The organism is Streptomyces sp. NBC_00727, from assembly GCF_045161745.1.
Taxonomy (GTDB): domain Bacteria; phylum Actinomycetota; class Actinomycetes; order Streptomycetales; family Streptomycetaceae; genus Streptomyces.
In genome coordinates, this window is the sequence record NZ_CP108981.1 from 6,048,962 (window position 1) to 6,068,702 (window position 19,741).

General features: G+C 73.8%; 17 protein-coding genes. 12 read left to right on the forward strand and 5 right to left on the reverse strand.

The window, feature by feature from the left end:
* Positions 1-30 precede the first annotated feature (30 nt).
* The 8 genes from OG242_RS27435 to OG242_RS27470 all read left to right on the forward strand — a co-directional run bounded on the left by OG242_RS27435 (position 31) and on the right by OG242_RS27470 (position 8,139).
* Positions 31-1,251, forward strand: coding sequence for a sensor histidine kinase (locus OG242_RS27435; protein ID WP_405900683.1), 1,221 nt, complete (start codon positions 31-33; stop codon positions 1,249-1,251).
* Entirely contained in the window at positions 1,248-1,958 is a 711-nt protein-coding gene (locus OG242_RS27440) for a response regulator (protein WP_405900684.1), read from the forward strand. Before OG242_RS27435 ends, OG242_RS27440 begins: the two co-directional genes overlap by 4 nt.
* Positions 1,959-2,042: 84 nt before the next feature.
* Complete coding sequence (locus OG242_RS27445) at positions 2,043-3,218, forward strand: cytochrome P450 (protein ID WP_405900685.1); 1,176 nt, start codon at positions 2,043-2,045, stop codon at positions 3,216-3,218.
* A 171-nt stretch (positions 3,219-3,389) separates the two neighbouring features.
* Positions 3,390-4,373 (forward strand): sugar ABC transporter substrate-binding protein, encoded by a 984-nt coding sequence (locus OG242_RS27450; RefSeq protein ID WP_405900686.1) that lies wholly within the window; start codon positions 3,390-3,392, stop codon positions 4,371-4,373.
* Complete coding sequence (locus OG242_RS27455; RefSeq protein WP_405900687.1) at positions 4,370-5,416, forward strand: ABC transporter permease; 1,047 nt, start codon at positions 4,370-4,372, stop codon at positions 5,414-5,416. Before OG242_RS27450 ends, OG242_RS27455 begins: the two co-directional genes overlap by 4 nt.
* Positions 5,413-6,255 carry an ATP-binding cassette domain-containing protein gene (locus OG242_RS27460; RefSeq protein WP_405900688.1) on the forward strand — a complete coding sequence of 281 codons (843 nt, stop codon included), beginning with the start codon at positions 5,413-5,415 and terminating at the stop codon, positions 6,253-6,255. Before OG242_RS27455 ends, OG242_RS27460 begins: the two co-directional genes overlap by 4 nt.
* Positions 6,256-6,364: 109 nt before the next feature.
* The gene (locus tag OG242_RS27465) at positions 6,365-7,528 is read left to right on the forward strand and encodes an ROK family glucokinase (protein ID WP_405900689.1); all 1,164 of its coding nucleotides are present in this window, start codon (positions 6,365-6,367) and stop codon (positions 7,526-7,528) included.
* A 14-nt stretch (positions 7,529-7,542) separates the two neighbouring features.
* On the forward strand, positions 7,543-8,139 hold the full coding sequence (locus tag OG242_RS27470; RefSeq protein ID WP_405900690.1) for a hypothetical protein: 597 nt from the start codon (positions 7,543-7,545) through the stop codon (positions 8,137-8,139).
* Here OG242_RS27470 and OG242_RS27475 read toward each other — a convergent pair.
* Positions 8,101-9,828: an isocitrate lyase/phosphoenolpyruvate mutase family protein gene (locus tag OG242_RS27475; protein ID WP_405900691.1), complete on the reverse strand. Its 1,728-nt coding sequence runs from the start codon at positions 9,826-9,828 to the stop codon at positions 8,101-8,103. The genes OG242_RS27470 and OG242_RS27475 overlap by 39 nt on opposite strands.
* Positions 9,829-9,893: 65 nt before the next feature.
* Here OG242_RS27475 and OG242_RS27480 point away from each other — a divergent pair, with 65 nt between their 5' ends.
* Complete coding sequence (locus OG242_RS27480) at positions 9,894-10,568, forward strand: ArsR/SmtB family transcription factor (RefSeq protein WP_405900692.1); 675 nt, start codon at positions 9,894-9,896, stop codon at positions 10,566-10,568.
* 7 nt (positions 10,569-10,575) lie between these two features.
* Here OG242_RS27480 and OG242_RS27485 read toward each other — a convergent pair whose 3' ends face one another.
* The gene (locus OG242_RS27485) at positions 10,576-12,144 is read right to left on the reverse strand and encodes a family 20 glycosylhydrolase (RefSeq protein WP_405900693.1); all 1,569 of its coding nucleotides are present in this window, start codon (positions 12,142-12,144) and stop codon (positions 10,576-10,578) included.
* A 219-nt stretch (positions 12,145-12,363) separates the two neighbouring features.
* On the opposite strand from OG242_RS27485, the gene OG242_RS27490 reads away from it, so the two are divergent.
* Positions 12,364-13,659, forward strand: a complete 1,296-nt coding sequence (locus OG242_RS27490; protein WP_405900694.1) for a glycoside hydrolase family 1 protein — start codon at positions 12,364-12,366, stop codon at positions 13,657-13,659.
* Positions 13,660-13,669: 10 nt separating this feature from the next.
* Positions 13,670-14,257: a TetR/AcrR family transcriptional regulator gene (locus tag OG242_RS27495; protein ID WP_405900695.1), complete on the forward strand. Its 588-nt coding sequence runs from the start codon at positions 13,670-13,672 to the stop codon at positions 14,255-14,257.
* Between the two features lie 61 nt (positions 14,258-14,318).
* Here OG242_RS27495 and OG242_RS27500 read toward each other — a convergent pair whose 3' ends face one another.
* Both OG242_RS27500 and OG242_RS27505 read right to left on the reverse strand, forming a co-directional pair.
* The gene (locus OG242_RS27500; RefSeq protein ID WP_405900696.1) at positions 14,319-15,494 is read right to left on the reverse strand and encodes a serine hydrolase domain-containing protein; all 1,176 of its coding nucleotides are present in this window, start codon (positions 15,492-15,494) and stop codon (positions 14,319-14,321) included.
* 1 nt (position 15,495) lies between these two features.
* Positions 15,496-17,790: a glycoside hydrolase family 3 C-terminal domain-containing protein gene (locus OG242_RS27505; protein WP_405900697.1), complete on the reverse strand. Its 2,295-nt coding sequence runs from the start codon at positions 17,788-17,790 to the stop codon at positions 15,496-15,498.
* 313 nt (positions 17,791-18,103) lie between these two features.
* On the opposite strand from OG242_RS27505, the gene OG242_RS27510 reads away from it, so the two are divergent.
* Positions 18,104-19,024 carry an SGNH/GDSL hydrolase family protein gene (locus OG242_RS27510; protein ID WP_405900698.1) on the forward strand — a complete coding sequence of 307 codons (921 nt, stop codon included), beginning with the start codon at positions 18,104-18,106 and terminating at the stop codon, positions 19,022-19,024.
* A gap of 4 nt (positions 19,025-19,028) precedes the next feature.
* On the opposite strand, the gene OG242_RS27515 is transcribed toward OG242_RS27510, so the two are convergent.
* Positions 19,029-19,658 (reverse strand): TetR/AcrR family transcriptional regulator, encoded by a 630-nt coding sequence (locus tag OG242_RS27515; protein ID WP_405900699.1) that lies wholly within the window; start codon positions 19,656-19,658, stop codon positions 19,029-19,031.
* Positions 19,659-19,741 lie beyond the last annotated feature (83 nt).

The following is a 19,741-nucleotide window of genomic DNA, read 5'->3' on the forward strand; positions in this document are numbered from 1 at the left end:
CACGCCCCCCGCGTGCGTAGCTTTGTCGACATGACGCGTACGGAGTACCCCTGGCTGCTGCCCTCGGCGATGGCCGGCCCCGAGCTGCCCGGCGACCGCGGCCGGTCCCGCCGCACCGTGCGGGACTGGGCCGTCGACCTCACGGCGTTCCTCTGCGCGGCGGGCATCGGCCTGGCGACCCTCGCCACCATCGAGGCCGACCCCACCACATCCGACGCCTTCGTGCTGGTGGACTCCCTCGTCGGCGCCGCCGCCTGCTGCGCCCTGTGGTTCCGGCGGCGCTGGCCGGTCGGGCTCGCCGTCGCCCTGACCGTGCTGTCCACCGTCGAGCCGGTCGCGGCCGGGGCCCTGCTCGTCGCGCTGTTCAGCGTCGCCGTCCACCGGCCGTTCCGCCCGGTCGCCCTCGTCGGAGCCCTGGCCCTGGCCGTGGCCCCCGTACAGCCGTATCTGCGCCCCGATCCGAACACCTCGTTCCTCGCGTCCACGATCATCGGGCTCCTGCTGATCCTGCTCGTCCTCAGCTGGGGCATGATCGTGCGCTCCCGGCGTCAGCTCGTCGTCTCCCTGCGGGAACGCGCCCGGCGCGCCGAAGCCGAGGCCGCCCTGCGCGCCGAACAGGCCCAGCGGCTCGCCCGCGAGGACATCGCCCGCGAGATGCACGACGTGCTGGCCCACCGGCTGACCCTGCTCAGCGTCCACGCCGGCGCCCTGGAGTTCCGGCCCGACGCGCCCCCACCCGAAGTCGCCCGCGCCGCCGGGGTCATCCGGGACAGCGCGCACGAGGCGCTCCAGGACCTCCGCGAGATCATCGGCGTCCTGCGCAGCCCGCGCGACGGCGACACCGACGGCAACCGCCCGCAGCCCACCCTCGCCACGCTCGACGCGCTGATCGCCGAATCCCGGCAGGCCGGCATGAAGGTCACCCTCGACAACCGCATCGCCGACCCCGGCACCGTGCCCGCCGCCTCCGGGCGCACCGTCTACCGCATCGCCCAGGAGGCGCTGACCAACGCCCGCAAGCACGCACCCGGCGCCGAGGTCACCGTCACCGTCACCGGCGGACCGGGCACCGGCATCACCGCCGAGGTGCGCAACCCGGCCCCCGCCGAACCCTTCACCCAGGTCCCCGGCTCCGGCCAGGGGCTCATCGGCCTCACCGAACGGGCCACCCTCGCCGGGGGCCGTCTCGACCACGGACCCGGACCCGAGGGCGGGTTCGCCGTCCGCGCCTGGCTACCGTGGGCGCCATGACCACCGACGCCCCCGCCGCGCCCGTCCGGCTGCTCATCGTCGACGACGACCCGCTCGTCCGGGCCGGGCTGACCCTGATGCTGGGCGGCGCCGACGACATCGACATCGTGGGCGAGGGCGCCGACGGCAGCGAGGCCGCCGCGCTCGTCGACCGGCTGCGGCCCGACGTGGTCCTGATGGACATCCGGATGCCGGTCATGGACGGGCTGAGCGCCACCGAACTCCTGCGCGGCCGCCCGGACGCGCCCGAGATCATCGTCCTGACCACCTTCCACGCCGACGAACAGGTGCTGCGCGCCATCCGCGCCGGAGCCGCCGGGTTCGTCCTCAAGGACACCCCGCCCGCGCAGATCGTCGAATCGGTGCGCCGGGTCGCGGCCGGCGACCCCGTCCTGTCGCCCGCGGTCACCCGGCAGCTCATGGCCAGGGCGGCCGGCGGCGGACGCGACGACAAGGCGGACCGGGCCGAGCGGGCACGCGAGCGCGTCGCGCTGCTCGCGGACCGGGAGCGCGAGGTTGCCGTCGCAGTCGGACAGGGGCGGTCCAACGCGGAGATCGCCGCGACGCTCTACCTCAGCGTCGCCACCGTGAAGACCCAGGTCTCCCGCATCCTCGCCAAGTTCGGCTTCAACAACCGCGTCCAGATCGCCCTGCTCGTCCACGACGCCGGTCTGCTCGACGACGAGAGCGGATCGAGCCCGCCCTGAAGTACCCGCCCCCGGCGGGCCCCCGGCCTACGCTGAACGGACCGGTCCCCAGGGCCGGAACCAAGCGAACGGGAGGGCGGGCCCATGTCCGAAGTCGAGATAGATCTGCGCGGGTTGGCCGACTTCACCGCGAACCCCTATCCGTACTACGAGCAGATGCGCGCGGCCGGACCCCTGCACCTCATCCGCACCGACGAGTTCGAACGGATCTGGCTCGTCGTCGGCTACGAAGAGGGCCGGGCCGTCCTGGCCGACCAGCGCTTCGGCAAGGACTGGCGGGCGCTGCCCGGCGAGATGGGCGGCGACCCGATCAACGCCAACATGCTGGAGATGGACGCCCCCGACCACACCCGGCTGCGCAAGCTGGTCGTTCGCGCGTTCACCCCGCGCCGGATCGAGGCGCTGCGCCCCCGGGTCCAGGAGATCACCGACGGGCTGCTCGACGTGATGGTCCCGGAAGGCCGCGCCGACCTCGTCGACGCGCTCGCCTTCCCGCTGCCGATGACCGTCATCTGCGAGCTGATCGGCGTCCCCGACCTGGACCGGTCCGCCTTCCGCAAGCTGTCCAACGGGGTGGTCGCCCCCGCGAACGCGCTGGAGGAGGGCGAGTCGATCCGCGCCATGGGCGTCTACCTCGGTGAGCTGATCGAGGACAAGCGCCGCTCACCCGGCGACGACCTGCTGAGCGCGCTGATCGCCGCCCGCGACGAGGACGACGACGCGCTGTCGCCCGACGAGCTGGTCGGCATGGCCTTCCTGCTGCTCGTCGCCGGTCACGAGACGACGGTCAACCTCATCTCCAACGGCGTACGCGCCCTCCTCGACCACCCCGACCAGCTCGCCGCGCTCCGCGCCGACCCGTCCCTGCTCGACGGCGCGGTCGAGGAGATGCTGCGCTACGACGGGCCCGTGGAGACGGCCACCATCCGGTTCGCCCGGGAACGCGTCGAAATCGGCTCCCGGACCATCGGGACCGGCGAAGCGGTGCTGGTCTCGCTGGCCGGCTCCGACCGCGACCCGGCCCGCTTCCCGGAGCCGGACCGCTTCGACATCCGGCGCGACACCCGCGGCCACCTCGCCTTCGGACACGGCATCCACTTCTGCATGGGCGCGCCGCTGGCCCGCATGGAGGGCCGCATCGCCGTCCGTACGCTCCTGGAGCGCTGCCCCGGCCTGGAGGCCGACCCGGACGCCGCCCCGTTCGACTGGCTGCCCGGCACCCTGATCCGCGGAGTGCGCCGCCTGCCGGTGCGCTGGTGAGCGACGCGCCGCCGCCCCACTCTTCGTGCCCCTCCGGGTTGCGGCGGCGCGGGCTCGGGGATACTTGCCCAGCCGGGCCGGGACCACAGGGCCCCGGCACCACCGGCAGCACAGCGAGCAGCACAAGAAGGGCACGGCGTCGTGGCAAGGGTTCGGACAGGGGTACGTGCGATGGGCGCCGTGCTTGCGGCGGTGCTGGGGGTGTCCCTCATGGGATGCAGCAGCACCGGCGGCAAGCGGGCGGAGGAGCGTGCGGCCAAGGCCGCCGCCGAAGGCCGGTCCGCGGTGAACACGCCCCGCTGGACCTTCGCCATGGTCACCCACTCGGGCGACGGCGACACCTTCTGGGACATCGTCCAGAAGGGCGCCGAGATGGCGGCCAAGAAGGACAACATCAACTTCGTGTACTCGAAGAACGACGAGGGCCAGCAGCAGGCCCAGCTCGTCCAGGCCGCCATCGACAAGAAGGTCGACGGACTGATCGTCACGCTCGCCAAGCCCGACGCCATGAAGGACGTCGTCGCCAAGGCCGTCCGCGCCGGCATCCCCGTCATCACGGTGAACTCCGGCTCCGCAGAGTCCAAGAAGTACGGCGCGCTCACCCACATCGGCCAGGACGAGTCCATCGCCGGCGAGGCCGTCGGTGAGGAACTGAACAAGCGCGGCCGCAAGAAGGCCCTGTGCATCCTCCACGAGCAGGGCAACGTGGGCCACGAGCAGCGCTGCGCGGGCGCGAAGAAGACCTTCGACGGCCAGATGCAGAACCTGTACGTGGAGGGCACCAACATGCCCGACGTCCAGTCGTCCATCGAGGCCAAGCTCCAGTCCGACAAGGACATCGACGCGGTCGTCACGCTCGGCGCACCCTTCGCGGACGCCGCCGTCAAGGCGAAGCAGACCGCCGGCAGCAAGGCCGAGATCGACACCTTCGACCTGAACCCCAAGGTCGCCGCCTCGCTCCAGTCCAAGACCCTCGGCTTCGCCGTCGACCAGCAGCCCTACCTCCAGGGCTACGAGGCCGTCGACCTGCTCTGGCTCTACCGCTACAACCGCAACGTCCTCGGCGGCGGCCGTCCGGTCCTGACCGGCCCGCAGATCATCACCTCCGACGACGCCGCCCAGCTCGCCGAGTACGCCGACCGGGGCACCCGATGACGGCCGGCCCCGGATCGTCGGCCGTCGTCGACGAGCGGCTGCTGCGCACCTCACCGCTGCGCAAGCTGCTCGGCCGCCCGGAGCTGGGTTCCGTCGTCGGCGCGCTCGCCGTCTTCCTCTTCTTCGCGATCGTCGCCGACAGCTTCCTGCGCGCCACCAGCTTCGTGACCGTGCTGTACGCGGCCTCCACCATCGGGATCATGGCGGCGCCCGTCGCGCTGCTGATGATCGGCGGCGAGTTCGACCTCTCCGCCGGTGTGATGGTCACCAGCTCGGCGCTGATCTCCTCGATGTTCAGCTATCAGATGACGGCCAACGTCTGGGTCGGCGTCTTCGTGTCGTTGCTGGTCACGCTCGCCTTCGGCGCGTTCAACGGCTTCATGCTGACCCGTACGAAACTGCCCAGCTTCATCATCACGCTGGGCACGTTCCTGATGCTGACCGGCCTGAACCTCGGCTTCACCAAGCTGATCAGCGGGACCGTCTCGACGAAGACCATCGGCAACATGGAGGGCTTCCCCTCCGCCCGCAAGCTCTTCGCCTCCTACTGGACCGTCGGCGGCGTCGAACTCAAGGTGACGCTCCTGTGGTGGGCCGTCCTGGTGGCCGTCGCCACCTGGATCCTGCTCCGCACCCGCTTCGGCAACTGGATCTTCGCGGTCGGCGGCGGGGCCGACGCGGCCCGCGCGGTCGGCGTCCCCGTCATCCGTACGAAGATCGGGCTCTACCTCGGCGTCGCCTTCGCCGCCTGGGTCTCCGGGCAGCACCTGCTGTTCAGCTACGACGTCGTGCAGTCCGGCGAGGGTGTCGGCAACGAGCTGATCTACATCATCGCGGCCGTCATCGGCGGCTGCCTGATCACCGGCGGCTACGGCTCCGCGATCGGCTCGGCGGTCGGTGCCTTCATCTTCGGCATGACCAGCAAGGGCATCGTGTACGCGGAGTGGAACCCCGACTGGTTCAAGTTCTTCCTGGGGGCGATGCTGCTCCTGGCCACCCTGCTCAACGCATGGGTACGCAAGCGCGCGGAGGCGACGAAATGACGGCCCCCAAGGCCCAGGACGGGCCCCAGGACACCGGCCGGCAGGCCCTCGTCGAGCTCGACGACGTGGCCAAGTTCTACGGCAACATCAAGGCGCTCGAAGGGGTCTCGCTGGAGGTCCACGCGGGCGAGATCTCCTGCGTGCTCGGCGACAACGGCGCCGGCAAGTCCACCCTCATCAAGATCATCGCCGGGCTGCACCGGCACGACGCCGGGCGGTTCCTCGTCGACGGCGAGGAGACCACCCTCGCCAACCCGCGCGACGCCCTGGAGCGGGGCATCGCCACGGTCTACCAGGACCTCGCGGTCGTCCCCCTGATGCCCGTCTGGCGCAACTTCTTCCTGGGCTCCGAGCCGACGACCGGCGCCGGTCCCTTCAAGCGGCTCGACGTCGGACTGATGCGTGAGACGACCCGCTCGGCGCTGCTGCGCATGGGCATCGACCTGCGCGACGTGGACCAGCCCATCGGCACCCTGTCCGGCGGCGAGCGCCAGTGCGTCGCCATCGCGCGGGCCGTCCACTTCGGCGCCAAGGTGCTCGTCCTGGACGAGCCGACGGCCGCGCTGGGCGTCAAGCAGTCCGGGGTCGTCCTGAAGTACATCGCGGCCGCCCGCGACGCCGGCCTCGGCGTGGTCCTCATCACGCACAACCCGCACCACGCGTACCTCGTCGGCGACCGGTTCGTCCTGCTGAAGCGGGGCGTCATGGCCGGCAGCCACACCAAGGAGAGCGTCACGCTCGACGAACTGACCCGGCAGATGGCGGGCGGCAGCGAGCTGGAGGAGCTGAGCCACGAGCTGGAGCGCGCCACCGGCCCGGGCCCCGCCGGCACCGTGTAGCGGAGGCGCCCGGCGACCCAGCCGCTTCAGGGGTGGCAGAATCGGGACGGACGGGCGCCGTCCGCCACCGGGATCACCCCTCCCGGTCACACCGATCCACCCAGGGACGATGAGCACGTACCGCGACTTCGCACACCGCGGCTCCGCCCGCGCGACCGTCCTGCGGACCGTGGGCACCCGGGAAAGGCGCTCGCACCTCACGGCGCCCCGGGTCCCCACCGTCGGCATCGACATCGGCGGGACCAAGGTCATGGCCGGTGTCGTCGACGCCGACGGCACGATCCTGGAGACCGTGCGCACCGAGACCCCGGACAAGTCCAAGAGCCCGAAGGTCGTCGAGGACACCATCGTCGAGCTGGTCCTCGACCTCTCCGACCGGCACGACGTGCACGCCGTCGGCATCGGCGCGGCCGGCTGGGTCGACGCGGACCGCTCCAAGGTCCTCTTCGCCCCGCACCTCGCCTGGCGCGACGAGCCCCTGCGCGACGCCCTCGCCTCCCGGCTCGTCGTCCCCGTCATGGTGGACAACGACGCCAACACCGCCGCCTGGGCCGAATGGCGCTTCGGCGCGGGACGCGGCGAGGACCACCTCGTCATGATCACCCTCGGCACCGGCATCGGCGGCGCCATCCTGGAGGACGGCCAGGTCAAGCGCGGCAAGTACGGCGTCGCCGGTGAGTTCGGCCACATGCAGGTGGTGCCCGGCGGCCACCGCTGCCCCTGCGGCAACCGCGGTTGCTGGGAGCAGTACAGCTCCGGCAACGCGCTGGTCCGCGAGGCCCGCGAGCTGGCCGCCGCCGACTCGCCGGTGGCCCACGGGCTCATCGAGCGCGTCAAGGGCAACATCCCCGACATCACCGGACCGCTCATCACCGAACTGGCCCGCGAGGGCGACGCGATGTGCGTCGAGCTCCTCCAGGACATCGGCCAGTGGCTGGGCGTCGGCATCGCCAATCTGGCCGCCGCGCTCGACCCCTCCTGCTTCGTCATCGGCGGCGGGGTCAGCGCCGCCGACGACCTCCTCATCGGCCCGGCCCGGGACGCCTTCAAGCGCCAGCTCACCGGGCGCGGCTACCGCCCCGAGGCCAGGATCGCCAAGGCGCAGCTCGGCCCGGAGGCCGGTATGGTCGGCGCGGCGGACCTCGCCCGGCTGGTCGCGCGGCGCTTCCGGCGTACCAACCGCCGCCGCGTCGAGCGGTACGAGCGGTACGCACAGATCTACGACCAGGCCGCGAGCACCCTCCGCAGCAACCGCAACACCCGCACTTCGTAGGGACCCCCACACCCATGACCGCAGCCGAGCACCCCGTCGTGCCGCGCCAGTCCCCGCCGCCGGACGAGGGCGACGGACAGCGGCCCGAGACCCGCCGCCACCTGATCCGCCGGCGCCTGATCACCGCGACGATCATCGTGCTGCTCATCGGCGTCCCGGCCGGCTATCTGCTGATCTCGGCGGGCCAGAGCCGCCGCTCGGGCCAGGACAAGGCCGCCGAGGCCGCCGCACAGGGGATGCGCCCCGGCTGGCCGTCGCGGATGCTGCGCCGGATCTTCGAGACCCCGCTCCCCTATTACGCGACCGAGGTCCAGTACTACGAGACGAACAACTGGAAGGCCAGTCGGATGTACGTGCAGTTCCGCACGACGTCCAACGGCCTGGACAGCTTCCTGACCAACCTCGGCACCGGCCGCGCCGCCCTGGAACCCGGCAAGGTCACCATCAGCAAGCGCGACACGAAGATCGCCGGCTGGCACTTCGGCGACGGCGTGTCCTGGGCGGGCACCACCCACACCAACGAGGACCCGCGCCCCACCCAGGACATCACCGTCGACATGACGGACCCGATGTCACCCGTCGTGTACGTCGTCTCCGCCGCGACCCCCTGACCCGGCACCGGTCGCCAGCGCCTGCACATCGGCGTACGACAGTGCCCCGCCCCGCACCGGCCCGCCGTCCCGGATCGCGGCGGCGGTGGCCGCGGCCGCGCCCAGCGCCTCCCGGTAGAGCAGCGAGCCCAGGCTGACCCGGCGCACCCCCAGGGCGCTCAGCTCGGCGACGGTGGGCCCGGCCGGGCTGTACAGCACGTTCAGCGGGGTGACGAGGGCGGCGGTCAGCGCGGCGATCTCCGCCCGGTCCGTCAGCCCCGGCACGAAGACCCCGTCCGCGCCGGCCTGCTCGTAGACCGCGAGCCGGCCGGCGGTCCGCTCCTGTTCGCGCCCCAGCCAGTACGTGTCCGTGCGGGCGTTGACGAACAGCGCGGGCACGGCCTCCTTGACTGCGGCGATCTTCGCGGCGTGCAGCCCCACCGGGGCCAGGGTGCCGTCGGCCCGCCCGTCCTCCAGGTTGATCCCCGCCGCCCCCGCCTCGTACAGCCGGCGGGCCAGCGCCGCGACCTCCGCCGGGTCGTCGCTGAACCCGCCCTCGGCGTCCACGCTGAACAGGAACGACCCGCGCCCCAGGTCCTGTCTGGAGTTCCCCCGCGGCGTCGCGGCGTCCGCGCTGGAACTCCAGACACGACCTAGCCGCCGGGCCAGGTCCACGGTCGCCTCCTTCGTCGCCGCCGCCCCGTCCGGCAGGCCGAGCCCCGCGGCGACCCCGAGACTCGTGGTCCCCACCGCCTCGAACCCCTCGGCGGCCAGCGCGGCGGCCGACGCGCAGTCCCAGGCGTTCGGCAGCAGGAAGGCCTCGCCACGGTGGTGGAGCCGGGCGAACGGGGTCATCGGCCGCCCGAGCAGCCCGTCGGCCAGCGCGAGGGCGTGCGCCCTGCCGGGACACACCCGGGGCGGCGCCCCGAAGGTGAGCGGCACGGGGTGCCCGTGCTGGGCGGCCACCAGGTCCAGGACCACCTCGTCGCCCTCGGCGATCTCCCGCCCGGCGAGGCGGGTGGCCCGCGCGGCGACCCGGCGCATGACGCGCACCGGCGGGTCCTCCCCGAGCACCCGGGCGGTGGGCACGCCCGCCCCGGCCGCTTCCACCAGCGCGGCGGTCGCGGCGCAGGCCTGCACGAGCAGCCCGATACGGTTGGCGACGGCCTCCAAACCGGCTTCGTCCGCCGTCCCCGGCGCGAGCAGCGCCACGAGCCGGGCCACGGCGTGGTCGGCGGGCGTGGCGACGGCCCCGTCGGTGGGATCCGCCGGGCCGGCCTCACCGGCGGCCGCCGGTTCACGGTCCACGGCGCCGGGGGCGTTCGCCGGGCCCCCCGCCCCGAAGTACGCGTCCGCCACGACATCCACCTCCCGCGCGATCCGCTCCGGCTCCGGCATGTCCAGGGCGGCGGCGAGGGCACGCACCACGCGTGTGCGCAGGTTGCCCTCCCCGCCGGAAGCCGGTGTCGTCGCCGCCCGGTGCAGGTCGGCAGGGGCCAACCGGGCCAGCTCGGCCTCCACCAGGGCCCGGCGCCGCCGATGCGGCTCACCGGAGGCGAACCTCGCCACCGTGGCCCGCAGCCAGGCGACGCTCGCGCCGCGCGGTCCGGCGTCGGGGGCCGGTGCCGGAGGGACGAGCGCGGGGTCGGCGAGCGCCGCCCGGACCTCCGCGTACTGGCTGAACTCATGTGTCGTCGTCGCGTGGCTCATGGCTCCGACGCTAGGCCCGGAACACTTCGGCGCCCGCCGAACCGTCCCTGCGGCACCATGAGGGCATGTCCCCACTCGCCGACACCGCCGCCCTCTTCGCCGACCGCACGCGGGCCGCCTTCTGCCAGGCGCTGCTCGACGGACGGGCCTGGACGGCCGGCGAGCTGGCCCGGCACGCGGGCGTCACCGCGTCCACGGCCAGCGAGCAGATTTCCCGCCTCGTCGCCGGCGGTCTGCTGGCCGAGGAGCGCCAGGGCCGTCACCGCTACGTCCGGCTGGCAGGCCCGGAGGCCGCCTCCCTGACCGAGGCGCTGGCCGCGTACGCCCCCGGCACGCCCCGCCCGCACACCCTGGCCGCCTCGGGGCGCCAGGACGCGGAGGCCCGGGCGCGCACCTGCTACGACCATCTGGCGGGCCGGCTCGGCGTGGCCCTGGCGGACGCGATGACCGCGCGCGGCCTGGTCGACACCGGCTCCGGGACCGCCGTCACCCCGGCGGGCCGGGACTGGCTGGCCGACGCCCTGGACTACCGGCAGCCCGCCGGGGCCCGCCGCCCCCTCGTCCGCACCTGCCTGGACTGGACCGAGCGCCGCTCCCACCTCGCCGGCGCCCTCGGCGCGGCGCTGTGCACGACGTCCCTGGAGCGCGGCTGGGTCCGGCGCGTCGGCTCGGGGCGCGCGGTGAAGGTGACGCCGGCGGGGACCGAGGCGTTCGGGGCGCTGCTCGGGGTGCGGGCGTGAGCGGCCCTCAGCGCCAGTCCACCTCCGTGGACGCGAAGTAGGGCAGGTCCCGGTCGGTCCACAGGCGGCCGTGGTGGGCCAGACGGTCGCGGTACTCCGCCCACTCCGGCGCGTGCCCGCACCACGCGGCCTCCGCGACCGAGGGCAGCCGGGGCAGCAGGAGTACGGAGACGTCCTCGAAGCCCTTGAAGCGCTCGGCGAAAACAGTGGCCTCCACGCCGGCGACGTTCGCGTCCGGGATCTCGTACGCGGCCGGGTTCCATGCCGCCGTGTGCCGGACGCCCAGCGGGCGGTATCCGTCGAAGCCGAGCCGGGCGGCCTCGGCGGCCTGCTCGGGCGGGGCGAACCCGGCCGCGTAAGGGCGGTCCAGATACAGGTGGGACTGGGGCGAGAGCAGGACGCGGCCGCCGCCCTCGACGGTGCGGCGGAGGTCGTCGTCGGTGGGGGCGAAGAACTTCCTGAGCGCCGTGATGATCTCCATGGTCCGCCCGGCGGCCACGAGTTCGGGGCGGGCGGCCAGCTCCTCCGCCGTGTCCGGGAGGTCCATCATGGGCACGTCCACCCAGTACTGCGCGATGTCATCGGGCCCGGCGCCGGCGCGTGAGGACTCCTGCCAGGCCACCGGGCGCTTGCCCAATCCGCGGACGAGCGCCCGCAGTTCGCGTACGGAGGCCTCGAAGCTCTCCGGGGTCGCGCCGAACGCCTCGTCGGCGCCGATGTGCACGAAGGGGCCGGCCGTCAGCGCGCAGACCTCGGTGAGGACACGGGTGACGGCGGCGCGGCTCGTCTCGTCGGTCAGGTCGAGCGGCGGAACGAACGGGAAGCGGTCGGCGAGTCCGGCCGGGGCGGGGGCCGGGGGCAGTCCGGGCACGGCGGCCCGGAGCGTCGCGCAGTGGCCCGGCAGGTCGATCTCGGGGACGACGGTGACGAACCGCCGGGCCGCGTACTCCTGGAGCGCGCGGTAGTCGGCCACCGTGTAGAAGTCCGCGCCCGGGGCGGTCAGGGCGGGGGTGCCGGGCAGTTCGACGCGCCAGCCCTCGTTGTCGGTGAGGTGCAGGTGCAGGACGTTGAGCTTGTAGAGCGCGGCGAGGTCGATGATCCGGCGCACCTCGTCCGGGGTGAGGAAGCTGCGGGCCGGGTCGACCATGAGCCCGCGCCAGGCGTAGCGGGGGGCGTCCGCCAGCTCCTGGAACGGCAGTTCACCGGTGACGCGGGCGGTGGCGATGAGCTGGAGGGCCGTCGCGGCGCCCCGGAACACCCCTTCCGGCGTGCGGGCGAGGCACGTGATGCCGTCGGCGTCCACGCGGAGCCGGTAGCCCTCGTCCACCGGGTCCGTACCGCCGTCGGGGGCGATGCCCAGGGGCGGCGCGGAGGCCACGTCGTCCAGACCGAGGACGAGTGCGCGGGGCGTGCCGTCGGCCGCGTCCGGCAGGTGCGGTCCGAGCAGTGACCGTACGGTCGCGGCCACTTCCTCCAGCGCCGGGTCGGCCGCCCGTACGTTCCAGGGGCCGGCGGCGGGCAGTGCGCCGGCGGGGGAGGACGGTCGGGCGTCGGCGTGCGGGATGACGGCGTTCACGGGCTTCTCCCTGAGGCGCGGGCTGTGGACCGGGGAGCCGGAGCGGCGGCGTCAGGTTCCGGCGAGTCCGGCCCCCCGGGCATTCGGCGCCGGAGTGAGACCGGACCGGCCGCCTCTTCTCCCGTACCGCTGCCACCTGTACGCTAACACGAAAACCGATCAATGAACGCTTTTTGCGGAGGGGGCGAACGGCCCGCCTCCGGGCGAAAGGAGAACCCGATGGTGCACGAGGCCGGACCCGGTTTCGCCCTGCCGGAAGGCTTCCTCATGGGAGCGTCGACGGCGGCCCACCAGGTCGAGGGCAACAACGTCTCCAGCGACTGGTGGACCCTGGAGAACCACCCCGGGAGCTTCGTCCAGGAGCCCAGCGGGGACGCGGCCGACAGCTTCCACCGGTGGCCCGAGGACATGGACCTCCTGCGCGAACTCGGCTTCGACTCATACCGGTTCAGCATCGAGTGGGCGCGCGTCGAACCGGAGCGCGGCCGGGTCTCGCGCGCCGCCGTCGCGCACTACCGGGCCATGGTGCGCGGCGCGCTGGAGCGCGGGCTGACCCCGGTCGTGACCCTCCACCACTTCACCTCGCCGCAGTGGTTCAGCGACCTCGGCGGCTGGACGGCCACCGGCGCGGACGAACTGTTCGCCGCCTACGCCCGCACCTGCGCCGACATCCTGCGCGAGGGCGTCCGCCATGTCGCCACCATCAACGAGCCCAACATCATGGCCCTGATGTACGCCCTGAAACGCCATGCCGCCGAGCACGGCTGGGAGAGCATCGCGCACGGGGCGAACGCCGCCCGCGAGGCCGGGGCCGCCGCCGTCGACCCGGCCGCCTTCGCCCCGGACGCCGAGGTGATCCGGGCCCTGATCCGCGCCCACCGGGCCGCCACCGCGGTCCTGAAGGAGACCGTGCCCGGCGTTCAGGTCGGCTGGACCGTGGCCAACCAGGTCTACCAGCCCGAACCGGGCGCCGAGTCCGCCGCGACCGCCCACGCGTGGCCCCGCGAGGACGTCTTCCTGGAGGCCGCCCGCGAGGACGACTGGATCGGCGTACAGGCGTACACCCGCCACCGGATCGGCGCCGACGGCACCCTGCCCCCGCCCCCGGGCGCCGAACTGACGCTCACCGGCTGGGAGTTCTACCCCGAGGCGCTCGGGGAAGCGGTGCGGCACACGGCGGAGGTGGTCGGCCGGCACGTGCCCATCCTGGTCACCGAGAACGGCATCGCCACCGACGACGACGAGCGCCGCATCGCCTACACCGCCCGCGCCCTGGCGAGCCTCGCGGAGGCGATGGCCGAGGGCATCGACGTACGCGGCTATCTGCACTGGAGCGCGCTCGACAACTACGAGTGGGGGAGCTACCGGCCGACGTTCGGGCTGATCGCGGTGGACCGCGAGACCTTCGCCCGTACGCCCAAGGAGTCGGCGCGCTGGCTGGGCGGCCTGTCCCGGGACCGCCGGCTGCCCGCGGCGGCGGAGCTCGACTCGGTGACCGCCGCGTCCTCGCGTTAGGGTGACCGGCATGGCGAAACGGGGCCCGTACGAGAAGGGCGAGGCCAAGCGCAGCGAGATCCTGCACGCGGCACTGGAGATCTTCGCCGCCGAGGGGTACCGGGGTACCTCCCTGCGGAAGGTGGCGGCGAAGTGCAGTCTCAGCCTGCCCGGGCTGATGCACTACTTCGACTCCAAGGAGGACCTGCTCACCCAGGTCCTGCGCATGCGTGACGAGACCGCGCGGGCGCGGCAGGCGGAGCGCGCCGATCCGTACGGCTACCGCGAGATCATCCGGGAGGGCGCGAAGACCCCCGGCCTGGTCGAGCTGTTCGTCTCCATGGCCGCCGCCGCCAGCGACCCGGCCCACCCCGCCCACGCCCACTTCGCCGAGCGCTACCCGGTGGTGCGCGAACGCGTCGCGGACTTCGTCCGGGACGGGATCGCGGAGGGGCGGATCGGCTCCGCGATCCCCCCGGAGCGGCTGGCCGTGCTCCTGGTCGCCGTGGCCGACGGCATCCAGCTCCAGTGGCTGATCGACCGGTCCACGGACATGGAACAGCCCATCGAGGACCTGCTCTCCATCCTCGACCCGCGCACGGCGCCCGAAGGGGCCTGAGCAGCGCAGGAGGGGCGGCGCCTGTGCGCCGCCCCTCCTCCTTTTCCCTTTCCCGTACGGGTCAGAGCGCCGCCGCCGTCGCGGTCACCGCCTCCGTCCAGTCCGCCCAGCGCGGATCCGGTCCGGCCGCCGGCTCCCAGGCCATCGCCGTGCACACGTACCCCACGGCGAGACCGCCGGCGGGGTCGGCCATCCCCAGCCGCCCGCCCGCCCCCGCGTGCCCGAACGAACCGGCGCCCAGCATCGGCAGCCCTTTCCGGGGCAGCTCGAAGCCGAGCCCGAATCGGGAGCGGCCCGCAGGGTCCCCGCCGTCGAGCGGTGGCGGGGGAGGCACGTCGTCGCGCGGGGCGACCGCCCGGCCCAGCGTGGCCGGGGACAGCAGCCGCACCCCGTCCACCGGGCCGATGAGCGCGGCGTACATCCGCGACAGCGACCGGGCGTTGCCGATCCCGCCGGCGCCGGGCAGCTCGGCTGCGCGGCCCTCGCGGGTCGCCAGCCCCCGGACCGCCGCCGCGACTTCCGCCTGCGACGCCCGGAGCGCGAGGGACAGCGGCGCGTCCGGGGCGAGCCCCAGCCCGGCGAGGAAGCCGGCGACCTGCTCCGGCGTGGGGTCGGGGCGTACGGAGAACTGCCGGGCGAACCGGTGCTCCTCCTGCGCCGGCAGTCCGATCCACACGTCGAGCCCCAGAGGCCCCGCCACCTCGGCGGCGAAGAACGCGCCGGCGCTCCGCCCGCTCACCCGGCGCACCACCTCGCCGACCAGGTGCCCGTACGTCAGCGCGTGGTAGAGGCACGCCGTGCCCGGCTCCCACACCGGCCGCATCGCCGCCAGGCCGCTCACCCGGGCGTCCCGGTCGAACAGCCCGGGCAGCCCGCACCCCGCAGGGCCGGCCGAGAACGCGGGCAGCCCCGCCCGGTGCGTGAGGAGGTCGGCCACCGTCGTACCGGCCTTCCCGGCGGCGGCGAACTCCGGCCAGTAGCGGACCACGGGCGCGTCGAGGTCCAGGGCGCCCCGCTCGCTCAGCAGGTGGGCGCAGACCGCGACGAGGCCCTTGGTCACCGACATCAGCACGCCGACCGAGTCCGTCCCGAAGCCGGGCGGGCCGGCGGCGAGGTCCACCACCGGGCGCCCGTGATGGTGGACGGCCAGCTGTGCCGCGCCGGGGTCATCGGCGCAGCCGCGTACGAAAGCGTCGCGGACTGGCTCCCAGCCGGGCGCCACCCAGCCGGTGAGCACCTCAGCCCTCCCGCTGTTCCATGCGCGCCTCCACCTCGTCCGCCAGGGCGGGCAGGCTCTCGGGGGACAACGGGCTCTGCGGGAACTCGCAGATCACGTCCACTGGCACCCCCGCGAGGAACCGCCGCATCACGGGATCGGCGAGCGCGCCCGAGGAGGCGTCCGTACGGGCCTGCGCGAACGCCTCCATCAGCAGCGGGCCGCCCACCGGGTGCTCGAACCACTCGGCGAGGGTGTTGCGGCCGGTCAGCCGCAGTCCGGAGGGGTCGCCCTCCACCTCGTTCTCCACATGGGCGCGGATGTCGCGCGAGGAGGCGCCGGCCTCGAACCGGTAGCGGCCGCCCTCGACCTTCCAGCCGCCCTCCCGCTCGCTGAAGTACGCCAGATCGTGCCGCGCCACGCGCACCGCGACCTCGCGGCTCTCGCCCGGCTCCAGGAACACCGAGGCGAAGCCCCGCAGTTCGCGCACCGGGCGCAGGACGCGTGAACCGTCCGGCCCGGAGACGTAGATCTGGACGACCTCGCGCCCGGCGACCGTGCCGGTGTTGGTGACGGTCAGCGTGACGTGGAAGCCGTCGCCGTCCGTCCGTACGGCCAGGTCCTCGTAGCCGAACGTCGTGTACGACAGGCCGTGGCCGAACGGGAACGCGACCTCGCGGCGCTGGGCGTCGTACCCCCGGTACCCGACGAAGATCCCCTCGCCGTACCGGGCCCTGCCCTCCTCGCCGGGGAACGAGAGATGGCTCGGGGAGTCCTCCAACCGCAGCGGGACGGTCCCCGTCAGCTTCCCGGACGGGTTGACCGCGCCGAACAGGACGCGGGCGAGGGCACCGCCGCCCGCCTGGCCGAGCAGCCAGCCCTCGACGAGCGCGGGCACCCGTTCCTGCCAGGGCGAGGTGCGGACGACACCGCCGTTGGACAGCACCACCACCACGCGCGGGCTGGCCTCCAGGACCCGCCGCAGCAGCTCCGTCTGGGCGGCCGGGAGGTCCAGGTGGTCGCGGTCGAAGCCCTCGGACTCGTCCTGCGCCGGCAGACCGAGGAACAGCACCGCCGTGTCGGACGACTCAGCCAGCCGTACCGCCTCCTCCGCCAGTTCGGCGTCCGTCGGCCCGTCCTCCGCGCCCGGCAGCGCGTACCCGGCGGCGAAGCGTACGTCCGCGCCCGTGGCCAGCTCGCGCAGGGCGTCCAGCGGAACGTCGAGCCGGGTCGGGGTGACCTGCGAGCTGCCCGCCCCCTGGAAGCGGGGCGTCCGGGCGAACTCCCCAATGACGGCCACGCTGCCGGACGCCGGGTCCAGCGGCAGCAGCGCGTCGTCGTTCTTCAGGAGCACCACGCACTGGTCGGCGGCCCGCCCGGCGATGCGGTGCGAGGCGTCCGCGTCGAACGTTGCGGGTGCGCCGGTCCCGCCGGTCGCGCGGCCGGCGAAGAGGGCGAGCCGTTCGACGGTCCGGTCGAGCACCGCCTCGTCCAGCGCGCCCGACTCCACGGCGGCGGCCACCTCGCGGTCCGTGCGCCCGCCGGGGCCCGGCATCTGGAGGTCGAGGCCGGCGCGGAGGGCGGCGACCCGGTCGCGTACCGCGCCCCAGTCGGAGACGACGATCCCGTCGAAGTCCCACTCGTCGCGCAGGATCTCGGTGAGCAGGCGGGTGTTCTGCGAGACGGGCACGCCGTTGACGCCGTTGTAGGAGGCCATGACGGACCAGGGGCGGTCGCGGCGGACGACGCGCTCGAAGGCGCGCAGATAGATCTCGCGCAGCGGGCGCTCGTCGATGTCGGCGCTGACCCGCATCCGGTCGGTCTCCTGGTTGTTGGCCGCGTAGTGCTTCAGGGACGCCCCGACCCCGGCGTTCTGCAGCCCGCGCACCATGGCGCCGCCCAGCTCCGACGAGACCAGCGGGTCCTCGGAGAAGTACTCGAAGTTCCGGCCGCACAGCGGTGACCGCTTGATGTTGATGCCCGGCCCGAGCACCACGTGCACGCCGTGCGCCACCGCCTCGGCCGCGATGGCGGCGGCGACCTCCTCGGCCAGCTCCGGGTTCCAGCTGCTGCCGAGGGCGACGGCGGGCGGGAAGCAGGTGGCCGGCCCCGCGCTGTGCAGGTCGAGCTGGCCGCCGTCGCCGCTCTCCCGGGGCAGCCGCAGCCCGTGCGGGCCGTCGGACATCCGGACGGCGGGGATGCCCGCCGCCTCGGACCCCTGGCTGACGAAGTCCCCGGACCCGCTGGTCAGAGCGGCCTTCTCGGTGAGCGGGAGGCCGGTGGCGGGGGAGGGGCTGGGGGTGGATCGCTGAGTCATACGAGTACCTGTCGGGCTTTCGTGAAGGAGGGGCGGGCCGGGCGTCCGGTGGAGCGAATCGGGGCAAGACGGCATGCGACCCAAAAACGTATGGTGATCGGTTTTCGCTGTCAAGGGTCCCCGCGTGCGGCGTCCGAAGGCCCCTCGATCGGCCGGATTTCATTTTGGACGCGCCTCTTGACGGCCAGAAACCGATCACCGTACGGTTTTCGAGCTCGGGCGGTCCGCTCCGATGAGCTCCCTGCTGCCGACCGCCTCATCGGCCCCGCACTCCCATGAATCGCCCCGCACTCCCACGAATCGAGGAACGGTCATGTCGGTATCCGGTCGGTCGACCACCCCCGCGCTCCGAGAGGCGGGCCACCCGGCCCGCGCCCCGCGCCTGGCCCTCGCGGCGGCGGCAGCCGTCGCGCTGCTGGCGGGCGCCGCCTCGCCCGGTGTCGCGGCCCCGGCCGCCCCGGCGTCCGGCGACGCCGTGCGCTACGTGGCGCTCGGCGACTCGTACAGCTCCGGGCTCGGCATCCCGCAGCAGACCGACACCGTCTGCGGCCGCTCCGACCGCAACTACCCGTCGCTCGTGGCGGCGGCGGTGGGCGCCGAGTCGTTCACCGACGTCACCTGCGCGGGGGCCGACACCACGCACATGGCCGGTCCGCAGGACGCGGTGGCCCCGCAGCTCGACGCGCTGCGGCCCGACACCACCCTGGTCACCCTGGGCGTCGGCGGCAACGACCTCGACCTGGCCGGGGTCATCACCCGCTGCGTGCTGGTCGGTTACCTCGCGCCGCACGGCTCGCCGTGCAGGACCAGCTTCACCTTGTTCGGCACGGACGAGATCGGTTCCCGCATCAACGCCACCGCACCGAAGATCGACGCGGTGCTCGACGCGATCCACGCCCGCTCGCCGCAGGCCCGGGTCATGCTCGTCGGCTACCCGTCGCTGCTCCCCGACGACGGCAGCTCCTGCCGTGCCACGATCCCGCTCGCCGAAGGCGACTTCGGCTGGGTCCGGGACAAGGAGAAGCAGCTCGACGCGATGATGGCGCAGCGGGCCGGGACGCACGGCGCGGGCTACGTCGACACCTACGGCCCGTCCGTCGGCCACGACGCCTGCCGGGCCGCGGGGGTGCGCTGGATCGAACCGGCCGACTCGGACCAGGGCGCGGGCTTCCACCCGAACGCGTCCGGACACAGGAGCATGGCCGATGCCGTCCTCGCCGCCCTCGGTCACTGACGCCTCAGCCGAGCTCCGCCCGTACGCCGTACCGCCGGAGGAAGGCGCGGACCTGCTCCGCCATGTCGACCGCGTCCGGCTCCAGCAGCCACTGCGTCTGGAGCCCGTCCATCAGGGCCAGCAACTGCTGGGCCACGGCCGCCGGGTCCTCCCGTACGTCCGCCGCCGCGAACAGCTCCGCCAGCAGGCCGGTGAGCTCGCGGCGCAGGATTTGGTAGCGCCGCACGAAGTAGAGGTGCGCGGGGTGCTCCGGATCGGACGCCTCCGCCGACAGCTTCGCGTACAGCGCGACCAGGCCCGGCGTGCCGGCGTTGCGGGTGACCACGTCCAGCAGCACGCGCAACCGCTCCGCGGGCTCCGGCTCCGGAGTGCCCGGGGCCAGCACGGCGGGGAACAGCCGGCGCCCGTCCAGCTCGTCGCGCAGGCTCAGCACGTCGAGCAGCAGGGCCTCCTTGCCGGGGAAGTGGTGCAGCAGCCCGGCATGGGTGAGCCCGGCGTGCGCGGCGATGTCGCGCAGCGAGACCGCGAGGTAGCCGGAGCGGGCGAACAGCTCGGTCGCGGAGCCGATGATGCGGGCGCGGGTGCGCTCGCCCTTCGACAGCCGCCGGGGCGCCTCGGGCGCGAGGTCGGTCACTTCGGTCGTCTCCTGCCGCGGTCGGGCCTCGTCGGGCAGAACTTACCGCTCGGTCAATTCCACCGAGCGAAAACCTACCAAGT